Annotated in this window: 16 protein-coding genes; 3 read left to right on the top strand and 13 right to left on the bottom strand. The window is 36.6% G+C overall.

The genetic code is table 11. The features are described 5' to 3' along the window. Window positions 1-81 precede the first annotated feature (81 nt). From P9E47_RS15910 to P9E47_RS15890, 5 genes are all read right to left on the bottom strand, one after another. On the bottom strand, window positions 82-1251 hold the full coding sequence (locus P9E47_RS15910; RefSeq protein ID WP_003331971.1) for a cobalamin-independent methionine synthase II family protein: 1170 nt from the start codon (window positions 1249-1251) through the stop codon (window positions 82-84). Between the two features lie 31 nt (window positions 1252-1282). Beyond that, window positions 1283-2011: a sulfurtransferase TusA family protein gene (locus P9E47_RS15905; protein WP_003331972.1), complete on the bottom strand. Its 729-nt coding sequence runs from the start codon at window positions 2009-2011 to the stop codon at window positions 1283-1285. 12 nt (window positions 2012-2023) lie between these two features. After that, the gene (locus P9E47_RS15900; RefSeq protein ID WP_003331973.1) at window positions 2024-2383 is read right to left on the bottom strand and encodes a DsrE family protein; all 360 of its coding nucleotides are present in this window, start codon (window positions 2381-2383) and stop codon (window positions 2024-2026) included. A 15-nt stretch (window positions 2384-2398) separates the two neighbouring features. Then, a complete protein-coding gene (locus P9E47_RS15895; protein WP_267880047.1) occupies window positions 2399-2653 on the bottom strand; it encodes a sulfurtransferase TusA family protein in 255 nt (84 codons plus the stop codon). Window positions 2654-2810: 157 nt separating this feature from the next. Further along, complete coding sequence (locus P9E47_RS15890) at window positions 2811-3107, bottom strand: hypothetical protein (protein WP_326164001.1); 297 nt, start codon at window positions 3105-3107, stop codon at window positions 2811-2813. Between the two features lie 176 nt (window positions 3108-3283). Between P9E47_RS15890 and P9E47_RS15885 the strand changes: the two genes are divergently transcribed. After that, window positions 3284-4708: a Na+/H+ antiporter NhaC family protein gene (locus P9E47_RS15885; RefSeq protein ID WP_326164000.1), complete on the top strand. Its 1425-nt coding sequence runs from the start codon at window positions 3284-3286 to the stop codon at window positions 4706-4708. A 58-nt stretch (window positions 4709-4766) separates the two neighbouring features. On the opposite strand, the gene P9E47_RS15880 is transcribed toward P9E47_RS15885, so the two are convergent. Next, window positions 4767-5192, bottom strand: a complete 426-nt coding sequence (locus P9E47_RS15880; RefSeq protein WP_326163998.1) for a pyridoxamine 5'-phosphate oxidase family protein — start codon at window positions 5190-5192, stop codon at window positions 4767-4769. A 16-nt stretch (window positions 5193-5208) separates the two neighbouring features. Further along, a complete protein-coding gene (locus P9E47_RS15875) occupies window positions 5209-6213 on the bottom strand; it encodes an LLM class flavin-dependent oxidoreductase (RefSeq protein ID WP_003331978.1) in 1005 nt (334 codons plus the stop codon). 131 nt (window positions 6214-6344) lie between these two features. On the opposite strand from P9E47_RS15875, the gene P9E47_RS15870 reads away from it, so the two are divergent. Then, entirely contained in the window at window positions 6345-6611 is a 267-nt protein-coding gene (locus P9E47_RS15870; protein ID WP_003331979.1) for a hypothetical protein, read from the top strand. A 59-nt stretch (window positions 6612-6670) separates the two neighbouring features. Here P9E47_RS15870 and P9E47_RS15865 read toward each other — a convergent pair whose 3' ends face one another. The 6 genes from P9E47_RS15865 to P9E47_RS15840 all read right to left on the bottom strand — a co-directional run bounded on the left by P9E47_RS15865 (window position 6671) and on the right by P9E47_RS15840 (window position 13801). Further along, complete coding sequence (locus tag P9E47_RS15865) at window positions 6671-9214, bottom strand: helicase-related protein (RefSeq protein WP_326163996.1); 2544 nt, start codon at window positions 9212-9214, stop codon at window positions 6671-6673. A gap of 133 nt (window positions 9215-9347) precedes the next feature. Beyond that, window positions 9348-9734: a cbb3-type cytochrome c oxidase subunit I gene (locus tag P9E47_RS15860; RefSeq protein WP_003331981.1), complete on the bottom strand. Its 387-nt coding sequence runs from the start codon at window positions 9732-9734 to the stop codon at window positions 9348-9350. A 337-nt stretch (window positions 9735-10071) separates the two neighbouring features. Further along, on the bottom strand, window positions 10072-11454 hold the full coding sequence (locus P9E47_RS15855) for an L-cystine transporter (protein ID WP_326163993.1): 1383 nt from the start codon (window positions 11452-11454) through the stop codon (window positions 10072-10074). 172 nt (window positions 11455-11626) lie between these two features. Continuing rightward, window positions 11627-12469, bottom strand: coding sequence for an aldo/keto reductase (locus tag P9E47_RS15850; RefSeq protein WP_326163991.1), 843 nt, complete (start codon window positions 12467-12469; stop codon window positions 11627-11629). A 65-nt stretch (window positions 12470-12534) separates the two neighbouring features. Next, window positions 12535-13002: a branched-chain amino acid aminotransferase gene (locus P9E47_RS15845; protein WP_326163989.1), complete on the bottom strand. Its 468-nt coding sequence runs from the start codon at window positions 13000-13002 to the stop codon at window positions 12535-12537. 43 nt (window positions 13003-13045) lie between these two features. Continuing rightward, window positions 13046-13801: an exodeoxyribonuclease III gene (locus tag P9E47_RS15840; RefSeq protein ID WP_326152107.1), complete on the bottom strand. Its 756-nt coding sequence runs from the start codon at window positions 13799-13801 to the stop codon at window positions 13046-13048. Between the two features lie 121 nt (window positions 13802-13922). On the opposite strand from P9E47_RS15840, the gene P9E47_RS15835 reads away from it, so the two are divergent. Next, window positions 13923-14999 carry a M14 family zinc carboxypeptidase gene (locus P9E47_RS15835; protein WP_326163987.1) on the top strand — a complete coding sequence of 359 codons (1077 nt, stop codon included), beginning with the start codon at window positions 13923-13925 and terminating at the stop codon, window positions 14997-14999. Window positions 15000-15161 lie beyond the last annotated feature (162 nt).

The raw sequence follows: 15161 nt of genomic DNA, 5'->3' as shown, positions 1-15161 counted from the left end.
AAAGAAGAGTGTCAACTAAGTTAACACTCCATGCGACTGCCCGTCGCACAAAAAGGGACATAATTGTCCCCAATAGTTTTCTTATTCCTTTCCTCTCAACAAATTCGCTGCCTCTACTAAAATCTTCAATTTTTCGAACGCTTTTTCCTCTGAATTCATCGGACGTTGCGCAAATGTTCCAAAGCCACAGTCTGGATTTAGGAAAATCTTTTCTGCAGGAATATACTTTGATGCTTCGGTTACTCTAGCAACAATATCTTCCGGTGTTTCAATTTGTTGAATTCGCGGGTTCACTACACCAAGGCCGAGTTCCACATCTTTACCAGCCAACTGAGCTAATGTATTTAATTCACCTGCTCTTGGTGTTGCAAATTCAAGGATTAGTTGATCAATATCCATCTGTTTAAAATAAGGCATAACAGGATCGTACGGTCCGTGTAACAATGTTGTTTCGTCCGTACTCCAGTTGCCACGGCAGACATGGACGCCGATTTTTGTACCCCGGCCTCTCATCCCTTCTGTAACTTGATTAATTAAGCTTGTTGCAAATTTCAATTCTTCTTCGGCATCTGCTTTTGCCGTCAGTGCCCCACACATAAAGGTGCGGTTCGCATTTTTTTGAGTAAACACGATTTCGGTTAAAACTGGTTCATCCATTTGGATAAAGCAAGCACCTTCCGCGATTAATTCTTCAATTTCTTCCCGCAATACTTGAACGATATCAACAGCCAAGTCTTCCCTCGTCGGATAAACTTCTTGTGATAACCCTTCAATCCACATTGAACGAGATAGTAAATAAGGACCAGGTATCGCAACTTTTATCGGCTTTGATGTATGTTGTTTAAGAAAGTGAAGTTCATCAACCGCAAGGGGGTGGCGCCTTTTTATTTTTCCTACAGCTGCTGGGTTCGTTAACGAAAACGCAGGTACATCCAGCGTTCCCAATATTTCTTCAAAACTAGCTTTGTCTTCAACATAGTCTAATAGTTCAGATACAGTTAACATTTTTACATTTTCAATTTTTTCAGCGACAAACGAAATGAAGTTGTCCCGTCTTTGTTCACCATCTGACACAATATCGATTCCTGCATCTTCTTGGTATTTAAGACACTCTAAAACTGATTGATTAGCAATTTCATTAAACTGTTCTTCCGTTATTCTGCCTTCCCGCTTATCACGTAAACCTCTTAATACTTTGCGTTTTCTTGGCCAGCTTCCAACGACTGTAGTTGGGAACTTCGGTAAATTCATTATTAATGCACCTCAATTATCAATCTTAAATTTAGTATACGATTGAAAACTTAATATCTAAATCTACTTGATCTTTAAGTGTCTGATAAACAGGAGAACGCTCTAAAGTCTTTTCCCAAATTTGATAAAGTAAATCTTCATCACTTGGAGAAGAAACATAGACTGTTCCAGCTATTTTCGTAATCTTAGGACTGCCTATATCCTCAAGTTCCATATGATACAGGACATTTTCTAACTGTCCTTTTAACGTTACCTCGAATTCATCGATTGTAATATTATTCTTGGAAGCTAGCATTTTAAAACCAACAGTCAAACAAGAACCTAAAGAACTGATGAAAAAGTCAACAGCACTGGGCGCATCAACTTTAGGGCTAAACTCAGCAGGTTGACCAACTAAAAATGTATGGTTACGGGAATGTACTTTGGCTGTTAACCCTTTTTCACCTTGGATGCGCACTGTCCACTTATAACCTTTTGCTGCTTCAAGGTCAGCCTCCAATGAGCGCTCTTCTTTACCGTTTCCTTTTTTTACAAAATATCTTTTATAACCGCCTTCATCATCAGCCATCCCTAAAAACTCATGCTTCACCATTCGGCACCAAGCCGGGAGGTCACCTTCAACAGATGCCTCCCTGCTCCTTATTTCCAGAACTCCGCCAACCTCTAGCGGATCAATATTTTTCTTAATAATCAACAACAAGCCGGAGCCACAGTCCAAATCTCCACCATCACAGATTGCATCAACTTGTGGAATAATCACTGACGCCACTCCTTAGTATGTAATACAAGCTGCACCATTAGCTAAAAATTCAACCAATGTTGCTCCTCCAACAATTTTTGCACCTTCAATTAATTTTCCGTCATCAAGTCCACGTTTCTTAAAGCAAGGTGAACATACCCAAATTGTACCACCTGCTTCTACAAATGAATCGATTAATTGCTTGATTGGCGCAAATCCTTCTTCATGAATATCATCGGCATAGCCTTGCTCAGCAAGATAAGCACCTTCTGAGTTTAAAAATACAACCGTTTCAACACCAGAAGCAACGGATGCATTCGCTACAACAAAACCTAACGTACATAAATCTGTATTATTTTTTGCATTTGTAATACTAACAGCTAGCTTTGACATTATAAATCTCTCCCTTTAGCATTTTTTAATATAAAAATTTGTGATTAATAAACCTTCTTCATTCATTACTAGTAGTTCGTGCCCTTGCATGCGACACCATGCCGGTACATCCTCAACTGCTCCAAGATCATAGGAGATCACTTTGATCACTTGGCCTTGATCCATTTTTTTCATCCTTAGAAATAACTTAACAATTAATTCTCCGCAGCTGTCTGGACCGGCATCATAAAGTTCGTCATATTGATAATTAATATAACTTATATTTATCACCTCTATAAGTTTTTATTATATATATATATATTAAATTATAGTTTAGAGTCGTTTAAACTATCAATAGGGATTTCTTATTTATTGCTTATATATTACAAATTCATGAATTTTTGCATAATGTAATACAAAAAACCTCTCAAGGGCTCAACGAGAGGTTTTAACCTATATCATAATTATCAAATGTTTTAATTTTCCACTCCCCGTCTACCTTCTTTAATGTGCAAACGAAACGATGGATTTCTCCTTTAGTATTCGTAATGGCGTAAAGAACGACAGCTTTATTTTCGTTTTCAGTTAATAATTGCGCACCGATAAATTTTTCAAAATACTTCGCACCCGCTGTATAAAGCTTTTTCATAATAAAATTCGGTCCTTTTGCAAAATAAGACCAGTCCGGCTGTTTAGTTTGAATCAGATTCTCAAAATATTCGGTTACTACTTTTTCAGGGCTCATAGGCTCACCTCTTAAAGCAGATTACTATAGTAAGGTTTATACTGTTCTGTTCGGAATAATGACAGAAAAATAAAATATTATCAGACAAAAAACAAACAATACAATCCCCTTTCGTGATAATGCATCCACTCTATTGGCATACTAAGAAGTGATTTTTGCAATTTAGGAGGATGGTTGTGGCATATTCGTGGATTTCTCTATTGCCTTTTCTAATTGTTATTTCCATGTCCATTTGGTTAAAAGACATTTTACCGGGACTTGTTGTTGGACTTCTTGTTGGTTCAATTATGGTGGCATCTGATGTTTTAACCGGAACACAGCAATCTGTTTCCTACATTATAACTACATTGTCGGATGAAACGAATATTAAAATCGTCAGTTTCCTTTATTTATTTGGCGGCTTGGTTGGAATGATGAATATTTCTGGTGGGATTAAAGGCTTCTCAGAGTGGGTCGGGAGAAAAATTAAAACAGAACAAGGAATCCTCGGACTTATATGGCTTACACTTCCTTTTACATTCATGATGCCAATGTTTCGAATTATGATGATCGCTCCGATCATCAAATCCTTGATCAAAAAAATGAACTTATCAAAGCAAAAAGTCGGTATGACAATGGATATTTCGACAGAATCAACCATCGTTCTTTTACCGGTTGCGACCGCATTTGTTGGATTTATGGTTTCACTTGTGGAAGGTGGAATTCGCGACCTTGATTTAGGCATGTCAGCCTACGAGGTATTTTTATTAAGTATTTTATTTAATTTTTATGCGCTTATCATGTTAATCATTGGCATTATTCAAACATTTTGGCCTTCAAAGAAAAAGACTACTACATCTAAAAAACATGAAGATAACATTGAGGATGAGGAACACGAATTTCACAGGGCTTGTATAACTAAAGAACTATCATTAGTAAACGCTCAACCATGGCATTTAATTGTCCCTGTCTTTTTACTCCTAGCGTTATCCTTGTTTCTTTTATGGAAAAACGGGACAGATTTAGGGGCTAAAACGGTATTTGAAGCCTTTTCGATGGCCGATGCCACTTTTGTAATGCTGTTAGCAGTATTTATCACACTTATTTTCACATTTGTCTTTTATATTGTGCGGAAGCAAGCGTTAAACGAAATTTTGTATCATTTTTATGATGGCGGCAACCAAATGATGCAGGCGATCAGCATGCTGATCCTAATTTGGGCACTTACAATGTCTGCAGAAGATCTTGGCTTTTCAGCATTTGTCAGTTCAACATTGGGAGCCTTCTTACCGGCATATATGGTACCGGCCACGATTTTTCTAATCGGCTCTGTTGTCGGCTATTTTATTGGATCGTCATGGGGAACGTGGGGATTGTTTATGCCACTCGGGATTACGTTAGCGGTCTCCACTGATGCCTCCATCCCTTTAACAGTTGGAGCTGTTTTTGCTAGCGGAGCATTTGGAGCGTTAACCTCACCATTAGGCGACACGACGATAACGACCGCCTCCATTTTGGATATGGAACTTGTTGGGTATGCCCGATATAAACTCAAGCTATCTGCCATTGGAGGAGCCATTTCGGCAGTGTTGTATATTTTATGTGGTTTGTTTTTTGTTTAATAGATAAAAAAAGAAGCAAGAGTGTTCGAAATGATTCTTGCTTCCTTCTTTTAAAGGTTTACGTAAAAGATATAGTATAAGGACCATCAAGATCCGGATGGCTAATTAAACGAATATATTTGGGTTCACAACGAATGACAATGTAATTTGGATCTTCTGGGCCAGTTAAATATTTTAGAAAATTTTCATGCCAAAGACGGTCCTTTAATTCTTTTTCATCGTGGATCGTTGCAACTGCAACGATATCGATAAACGGTTTTCCGAATCCACCGCCCAACAGAATATGTACTTTATTATTTTTTTCGATATCCTGTACTTTTTCAGTTAGTTTGCTTGAAATTGTATAGAGTATGAAGTTTTCCTCATCATTTCGAAAAATCATATAGCGAGCAAACGGCTGATCCCCTTTCATCGTACTTAACGTTCCCAACCGATGCTCACTCATAATTCGTTTTATTTCAGTTTTTATTTGTAGTTCATCCAAGATCCTAGCACCTCTTTTACTTTTTTCCTTCGACTATTTCTTTCAAGATTTTATACGAACTTTTTTGTTTTTCCGGATCAAAAATATAAGTTACAGCCATGATTTCATCCACATTGTATAGCTCTTGGAATTTCGTTATCTGTTCACGAACGGTATCTTTACTTCCTATTAATGAAATCCTAGTTCTTTCTAACTGCATTTGTTTTTCCAACGGACTCCATAGCTCCTCCATATTTTGGGTGGGCGGCATTAATGGAGCTTGCGTTCTCCTGACAATATTCAGTCCGAATTGGTGCATTGTTGTCGCTAAAAATTGAGCCTCTTCATCACTTTCAGCAGCAACGACATTCATACAAACCATCATATATGGTTTTTGTAAGTATTCTGATGGCTTAAAGCGGTTCCGATAGATGGAAATTGCTTCCTCCATGTAGGTTGGTGCAAAGTGTGACGCAAAGACATAGGGCAAGCCTAATCGTGCCGCTAAATAGGCAGAATCTGTCGAGGAACCAAGGATATAAATTGGAATGTTTGTATCTACCCCCGGATAAGCTTTTACTACACCCTGTTTTTCATCTGGTCCAAAATAGTTTAGTAAGGCCTGAACGTCCTCAGGGAATGTATAGACGGAATCATGCTGCGAGCGTCTTAAGGCATTCGCTGTCATCATATCTGTTCCAGGTGCCCGGCCAAGTCCAAGGTCCAGACGATTTGGATAGATTGTGGCCATCGTTCCAAATTGTTCAGCAACTACCAACGGTGAATGGTTTGGTAGCATAATTCCGCCTGAACCAACACGAATGTGTTCAGTATGCTCAAGAGTATGTTTAATTAAAATAGCTGTTGCAGAGCTTACAAGTCTTGATGTGTTATGGTGTTCGGCAATCCAAAAGCGTTCGTAGCCCATTTTTTCAGTTGCCCGGGCCAAATCAACCATTGCATCTATAGCATCCTTTGCATCCTCGCCCTGCCGCACCGGAACTAAACTTAAAACAGATACTGGTATAGTAATATTTGCCATTTTTATCGTGTTTCCTTTCCAATTTTCTATTACTTCTATTCATAATTTTATAGTAGCAATTTGTTGTTTTTCTAACAAACATAAAGGCTTATGCATACACTATTTTGATAAGATAAGGAGGCGAATTTAATATGGAAAGAATGTACGGACTAAATCCGAATTTTGGATTTCAACAAGGGCAGGGTGGTTTTAACCCAAGCAATGTTTATCATTATGGACAGGGCGGTTTTTATCCTGATCATGGGTATCATTATGGGCATGGCAGCTATTATCCTGGGTATGGGTTCCATCATGGGCATAGCGGCTATTATCCAGGTTACGGTTTCCATCATGGACACGGCAGTTATAATCCTGGGCAAGGGTTCCACCATGGACATGGCGGTTTTTATCCGAGATAAATATTTTCGTAAGCATAAACTCCAAAGTGACTTCCATCTATCTTGTGAAAGTCACTTTTTTATTTCAGTCTCAATTCCCATTCATTAAACTGGTACTTCCTGCTCCGTTTCTCATAAAAACAATCATCACACAAATTAAATCTGTATTTAAGCGGCAAGTCTTTCCCGCAGCTTTTACATACCTTCCTCGCCACTTGGATTCCAGATTTTAATTGATCATGGATTTTATCACTTATTTCTTCTCTGATTCTTTCCCAATATTGTGCTTCTGTTGCCCTTCCTAATTTGTATAAAAACAAAAGGTGCAGTCCAATCGATTTGTACGATAATTCAAGTTCTTCAAGCCCTGACTCTTTTATAATAGGATCAGGAATTTCTTCACCAGCGACGATTGCCTCAAGCTTTTGTTTCCACTGCACCCTAAGAGTTGGCTCATTTGTTGAAAAAGGCAAATGTAAAAATCCATACAAGTCTGTAAGAGAAAGCTTGGCTTCCACGATCGTACCTTCGATCATTTCATAAAGCAGCTTTTCTTCAGACAATGGCGCTTTTTTCGTGCCTTCCGGGATTTTAAATTTATCCCATAGGTAAAAAAATAAACCTAGATGCCGTGAATATTTTTGAAATTTTTCCAAAACACCCGTTGTTGGAGCAATCGCAAAGCCGTGCAGTGCTTGATCTTCTTGTTCTAATAACCGCCCCATTGTCTTTGGATCACTATAAAAGGCAACTTTTCCAACATCATAAATCCCTTTTCGACCTGCACGGCCTGCAATCTGCTTGACTTCTTGGGATGTTAACCGCCTTCTTCTTGTCCCGTCGAATTTTTCGTTTTCCAAGAAAACAATTCGCCTTATCGGTAGATTTAATCCCATACCAATCGCATCTGTTGCCACAATAACAGTCGTTTCACCATTTAGAAATCGCTGCATTTGTTTCTTTCTAGTCTCGGGAGGCATACTGCCGTAAATCATACTTACTTTCCGTTTACCTCTTTGTAGTTCTGATGCCGTTTCAAGAACTTGTCTCCTTGAAAAACAGACAAGTGCGTCTCCTTTTCGAGTATCGTTTAGACGAAACAAATGTTGTTCCACTTCAAGTGGTATATCCCTTCTATATTCAAAAACATCGACATCGGATTCTCCAAGCAAATCTAAAATCATCGATTTAGCATTAAAACTACAGATGATATGAACTTCCTTTGCTTTGGCTTTTGTTATTGCTTTATACCAAGAAAATCCTCGGTCTTTATCTGCAAGCATTTGAGCCTCATCAATGACAACCACATCATAATAATCTTTCTCATGAAACATCTCGACCGTACAGGAAAAGTGTGTGGCATCTGTTACCACTTTCTCTTCTTCCCCCGTTTTTAAGGAACAAGGTACACCTTCTTCATTCAGTTTGTCATATATTTCAAATGCAAGTAGGCGGAGCGGGGCTAAATAAATTCCACTTTTAGCTGCCTTCATATTTTCAATTGCTTGAAAAGTTTTACCCGTATTCGTTTCGCCAACATGGAGTATATACTGGATATTCCGGCTTGGGGGTGGACTGTATTCCATACCGAAAATATCTTCAATCATTCTTTTTTCTTCTTCTTTTCTCCGTTCTTCCTCTTCTTTTTGCCGTTGTCTTTTTTCCTGTTCTTCGATCTCTTTTCGTTTTCGTTCCATTATATCTTGGTTAAAAATCTCGCGATGCTTCTCAAGATCAAACGGAATATCAATCAGTTTGATAAGATCAGTCATCAATTCATTTAACAAATCCTCGAAAATTTCATAGCTAAGATCAGCAAGAGGTTCAAAAGAGACTTCCTTTAAAATATCGATGGAAAGTGGTTTTCCAAATGATTCTTTATATTCATCAAATAAATTTGAAGGTAGATGATTTTTAAGCCAATTAGGACCGAAATCAAATAAATAGGTCGAGATCAATCGTTCATATTTTTCTGTTATTTCTTCAACAAATCGATAATTGTGATAGGCTGACTCTTGCTCATCGTATAAATAAGACGAAAACGTAACATCCTCCATTGGTTGGATTACCCCTTGCTTTTCAATCTCTATCGCAAGCTGACTGCCAAGTAAAAATCGGATGTATAGATAAAACTCTTCATAATATTCACCCAACAGCTGTTCAATATGGTATTCAAGCTTCAAAAATAATTTTCTTTTTGATTCTCGTTCTATTTGAATAGCCTTTTTACATAAATGAGATTCCCTAACTTTCTTATATCGCTGTACCCACACTTCCTTTTGAATTAAAAATTTCGTATCGAGCCAACAAATTACATCAAAAGACTCTTCTTCACGAATTTCATTTCGAAACATCTGATTAATTAATTTTTGTTTTACGCCCTCAACATCAAATCCTTTGGAAGTAAGGTATGATACTTTTTCGTTAATAGAAGCATGACTTGAGGTTGCATTAAGCCATGCGTTCAACCAAATCTGACCAATAAATTGGCCCCTTTCTCGAATATATTGTTCATAGGAAGGAATGTCTTCTTTCGTCTCAAGATATTTATCGATATCATCCATGACCATGGTTTTTGCCCGTTCGACTGCTTTTGAATAATAATCAGCCAAAATACCGTTCATTTTGTATCTAGCTCCTTTACAGATCGCTTATTTGCTTTATTTTATCATTTTATGTATAGCATTAGTTTCCCTCAAAAAACAAAAAAGTTCCCTCGAATCTAGGGAACTTTTTTAAAAATCATATTGAAATACATTAATTAGAAATACGATTTTGGTTCGATTTTAGATTTAAAATATTGATAGCAAATAATATTACGCCAAGAACAATAAGCAACGATCCAATTATGGTCACAATTGTTAAACCTGGGTTTCCTGTTACTAGAACAATAAACAATGCGCCTTGCATAAGTGGTAAGCCGATATTATGCAGCCAAAAATGGGCTTTGGCTAATCTTGTTTGTGCTGCACTTGGAAAAATACAGTAAATAATTCCGAAAAGAGCCATAGAAACCCAACCTAAAAGATTAAAATGTGCGTGTACAGAAGTTAGTGTGAAGTTATGAATAATTCCCATTACAAGTCCAATTAGGACAGCAATCGTAAAATATACAACGGAGATTTTAAGGAAACGTAATCCCATGATTACACCTCCTTTCATCAGCAAAATGTATTGCACTATTATTATAGTTTTTTTATTTTCAAAATATTCTTATTATCTAATCATTACAAAGGTTTTTTTAGTTAGGTAGCTACTGCTATCATTTTGATATCACTTCTATATCCTATTGCTATCATATGATACACTCAACAAAAACTTACAATTTTTGATAGACTCACAACTCACTAACTCGAATTCTTTTATTTTCCCCGACAATATGTCAGTTCCTGCGCTTACCCAGGAAATCCACTAACAAAATAAAAAAATTGACCCACGCACATATAAAGCGTAGGTCTAGTTCTTGTCTTAAGTTATTTACTTATGCTTCAACAATTTCTTTTTGTTGATATACTTCTTCTTCGAACTCACCGGTGATTCTGCTTGTTAAAATACCAGTCGTCATTCCGCCGCTTACATTTAATGCTGTACGGCCCATATCAATTAATGGTTCAACAGAGATTAACAATCCAACAATTTCAATTGGAAGACCCATTACTGATAATACAATCAAAGATGCAAATGTTGCACCACCACCGACACCGGCAACACCAAAGGAACTAATCATAACGACTAAAATCAATGAAAGAATGAATGATGGATTCAATGGATCAATACCTACTGTCGGCGCTACCATAACTGCAAGCATTGCAGGATAGATCCCTGCACATCCATTTTGACCGATTGTTAAACTAAATGGGCCTGCGAAATTAGCAATTCCTTCTGAAACCCCAAAATCTTTTGTTTGGCTTTTAATATTTAACGGCAGTGTTCCTGCACTTGAGCGTGAGGTAAAAGCAAAAGTTAGAGTTGGCATTGCTTTTTTCAGATAAAGAACTGGGCTTAATTTTACCATTGATAGCATGATTAAATGAACGATAAACATTAAAATTAACGCTACATAAGAGGCAATAACAAATGTTCCAAGGTTAACGATCGCTTCATAATTACTTGTCGCAGCTACTTTTGTAATCAACGCTAAAATTCCATATGGAGTTAAGCGGAGAACTAATGTAACCACTCTCATGATGATTGCATACAACGAATTTATAATTTTCGCAAATAATTCAGCTTCCTCCGGTTGTTTCCGTTTTATACCAAGGAACGCAACGCCAATGAAGGCAGCAAAAATAACGACAGCGATTGTTGAAGTAGGACGAGCTCCTGTCAAATCTGCAAATGGATTGTTTGGAATCATTTGTAGAATTTGCTGCGGGATTGTCATACCTTCAACCTGAACAACTCTATCTACAAGTTCAGCATTACGGCTTGCTTCAGCGTCACCTTCTGTCAACTGAATCCCATCAAGACCAAAGCCGATTGTTGAACCAATCCCTATAGCTGCTGAAATTCCAGTTGTAAATAATAAAAGTCCAATTACAAGGAAACTGATTTTCCCTAGATTCTTAGTAATTTTTAATCTTGTAAAGGCTCCAACAATGGAGATGAAAACTAGCGGCATTACGACCATTTGTAGTAATTTAACATAGCCGCTCCCAACAATACTCAACCAATCAATCGTTTTAGAAATGACGTCGGAATCCGCCCCATAAATCACGTGAAGGACATATCCAAAGACAATACCTAATCCCAAACCTGTAAACACACGTTTAGAAAAAGAAATATGCTTTTTTTGCATAATAATTAATACACCAATCAACAAAAGAAAAACAATTACATTAACAATGATAAGTCCGTTATTCATCTTAATTCTCCTTTTTGAAAATAAAACAATTTAATATTTTATTATATTCGTATACTCGAAAATATTACTCTATTAAAACCAAGTTGTCAAATAAGGATTATCAGATTTAATCAAAAAAATCACATCACTTATTATAATATGTGATGTGATAAGATACCATAGATAAATTTCTTTAAAATTCCTCATATACAGCTGGATCTTGGTTATTAATTCTGCCATCAGGTCGGCTTAATTCTGAAATTATCTTCATTTCTGTCTCGTCTAAGCTGAAGTCAAATATAGATATATTTTCTAACTGGCGTTCCAGTGAAGCGGATTTTGGAATGGAAATAGCGCCAAGTTGATAATGCCAGCGTAAAACAATTTGAACAATCGTCTTATTATGCTGTACGGCAATTTTTTGAAGCGTATCAATTTGCAATTCTTTAAATCCTCTTGTTAATGGACTCCACGATTGGGTTGCAATGTTTTTCTCTTCGTGGTACTTTCTTTGTTCCGCTTGGTTAAAGAACGGATGTAATTCAATTTGATTAATACTCGGCTTTACGCCTGTTTCTTTTTCTAAACGCTCGATATGTTCAGGTAGGAAATTACAAACCCCAATCGAACGGATTAACCCCTTCTCTTTGGCATCAATTAGTGCTTGCCATGCTTCTACATACAGGTCTTGCTTTGGATTAGGCCAATGAATTAGATATAAATCATAATAATCTAAATTTGCGCGGTATAAAGATTCTTCGATTGTAATAACAGCCTTCTCATAAGATTGATAGCGTCCGGGTAATTTAGATGTTATTCTTAATTGTTCTCTTGGAACCGAGCAACGCCTAACAGCCTCCCCTACTGTACCTTCGTTCTCATAGTTGTAGGCGGAGTCAATTAAACGATAGCCAATATCAATAGCATTATTAATAGCATATGCCCCTTCATTACCTTTAAGTAAATATGTACCCAAACCCATAACAGGTATTGTTAATCCATCATGAAGTGTAATCTCCGGAATTGCATTTCTCACAACCTACCACTCCTCTCCCGTATTATTTTAAGATTACCATAATTTTATATAAATGACATTTTTATTCACTCGGTGTTTTCTTCTACTGCCCCAACTAATTTATGTAAAAAAGAAAAAATTAAGCCATAAGCTTCCCCAATTGTCATATCTTCTTTAAAGCCAGATACATAATTAAAAGTAAAATTCAAATCCCACAAGCCATCATCACCGTTAAACATTAGATCAAATGGCGCCTCTTCCGTTTCTAACTGTTTTTTTAGTTGTTCCTTTATTTTGGATGCATACTTCTTTGGAAATTTTAGACCTAACATCACATCATAGGTGCCAAAAGCATTATCAACCTCAAAAGAAACAGAGTCAGTCCTAACTTTATCAAACGATTTTGATTCAACAAACAGAAACTCATTTTTGTGTTTTTTAAAGTATCCAATCGTTTGTTTTAAAAATTCTGTCGTTTCTTTTGCTAGAAGCTCTTCCGTTTCTTTATCAATGCGTTCAATATAAGCATCATCAAAACTTAATAATGAATTCATTTCCGATACCTCCCTCATTCACTCTTACAATGTTATCTTCAGTTTACCCATTTAGCTCAAGACATACAGGACAATGATCACTCCCCATGATTTCTGTATGAATTTGTGAATCGATAATCGAGCTACTTAATCCTTTTGACAGAATAAAATAATCAATTCTCCACCCGATATTTCTTTCCCTTACCTTATTCATGTATGACCACCAGGAATACACATCTCCTTTATCTGGGTATAGATATCTAAAACTATCGACAAACCCGGAATCAAGCAATCTTGTCATTTTTTCGCGTTCTTCATCTGTAAAACCGGAGTTCCCTCTATTAGTTTTATAATTTTTCAGATCAATTTCTTGATGGGCAACATTTAAATCCCCACATAAAATCACCGGCTTAACTTTGTCCAATTCTAATAAATAGTTACGTATATTGTCTTCCCATTCCAACCGGTAGCTTAGTCTTGCCAAATCCCGTTGTGAATTGGGGGTATATACATTAACAAGATAAAACGACGGAAACTCTAATGTGATCGCTCTGCCTTCATGGTCTTCCATATGGTCTCCCAATCCGTACGAAACTGAGATCGGTTTTATTTTTGTGAAAACGGCTGTCCCTGAATACCCTTTTTTAGCAGCGTAATTCCAGTACTGATTGTAGTTTTCAAGGTTTAAATCTATTTGTCCTTCCTGCAATTTAGTTTCTTGAACACAAAAAATATCCGCGCCCATTTCGTGAAAATAATCAAGAAATCCCTTTTGGACACAGGCCCGAAGACCGTTTACATTCCATGATATAAGCTTCATAATTGTTTCTCCAACTCCTTTAAATCCGTAACAATATCTATTTTATTGTAAATATTAATAGTATGTACGTCCACAAATTGTCCAAAATATCAATATGAAATAGATGAAAAGGATGTTTTTTATGAAAGGCAATTTGATTGTGTTTTTCTTTTGTTTATATTTTTGTCCATTAATCATACATGCTGAAATTGTAGAAACTGACGAAGTTTATACCTACGAATCATTAACAGAAGATTTACTTGAACTTTCAAAACTGCATCCTAATTTAATAACATACAAATCATTAACAACAACCCCCTATGGAAGAGAAATTTGGGCGGTGAAGATTGGTCATGGGAAGCCAACAGTATTAATACATGGCGCCCACCATGCCCGTGAATGGATGACAAGCACTCTATTGATGAAAATGATTGAGACATATGCTGATTCGTATAAAAAAGATAAAAAAGTGGGAGGGTACGAATCAAACATTTTAGAAGAAGTATCGATTTGGTTCGTGCCGATGGTGAATCCGGATGGTGTTACATTACAGCAAATGGGCCTATTCGCTTTTCCAAGCTCCATCCACCCAAGTCTTGTTAAGATGAATAAAGGCTCGCTGAATTTTATAAGATGGAAGGCAAATCTTAATGGGATTGATCTCAATCGTCAATATCCTGCCAATTGGGAAAATTTAAAAGGTGTTAGTAATAAGCCTAGTTATCAATTTTACAAGGGGACCAGCCCATTGGAAGCAATTGAGGTAAAGGCTTTAGTTGATTTTACATATGAAATCAAACCTGAAATTGCCGTTAGTTATCACTCGTCCGGCAATATGCTATTTTGGGGATTTTACGAGTGGGGTCTGACACATACAACAAATTTTGCAATTGACTATTTCAAAATTGCTGAAAAAGTTGCTGATATGACTAGGTACAAGTTAGAAGTACCTAAATCCTTTCAGCAAGGCGGAGGTTATACAGATTGGTTTATTGAGGAATTTGAAAAAACAGCATTTACGGTGGAAATTGGTTCATTGATTGAAGATAGCAGCCTCCCTCTCGATTCCTTCCCTTTGATTTGGGAAAGAAACAAAGCGATAGGATTATTCTTGGCAAAAAGGGCGATAGAAAAATTCACATATGACCGTAATAACATTATGTTAACTAACGGAAATGCCAAATCACAAACTTACAATTTGTCTGACACGATTTTATAACTTTATTACAATTTTGTATTTGACATAAATTTGTAAATTATTTATAATTTTCTTAATATTTATAACCATAATAGCGCTGAAATATTTAAAATATCAATAGAAGGTGATGTGAAATAAGGTGAATCCTTTTATTCTCGCGGTTGTCATGATTTTAGGAATTCA

This window comes from Schinkia azotoformans, from assembly GCF_035811335.1.
Taxonomy (GTDB): Bacteria; Bacillota; Bacilli; order Bacillales; family Bacillaceae_J; genus Schinkia; species Schinkia azotoformans.
The sequence above is the reverse complement of the archived record's forward strand: the minus strand, read 5'-3'. Positions and strand labels throughout refer to the sequence as shown.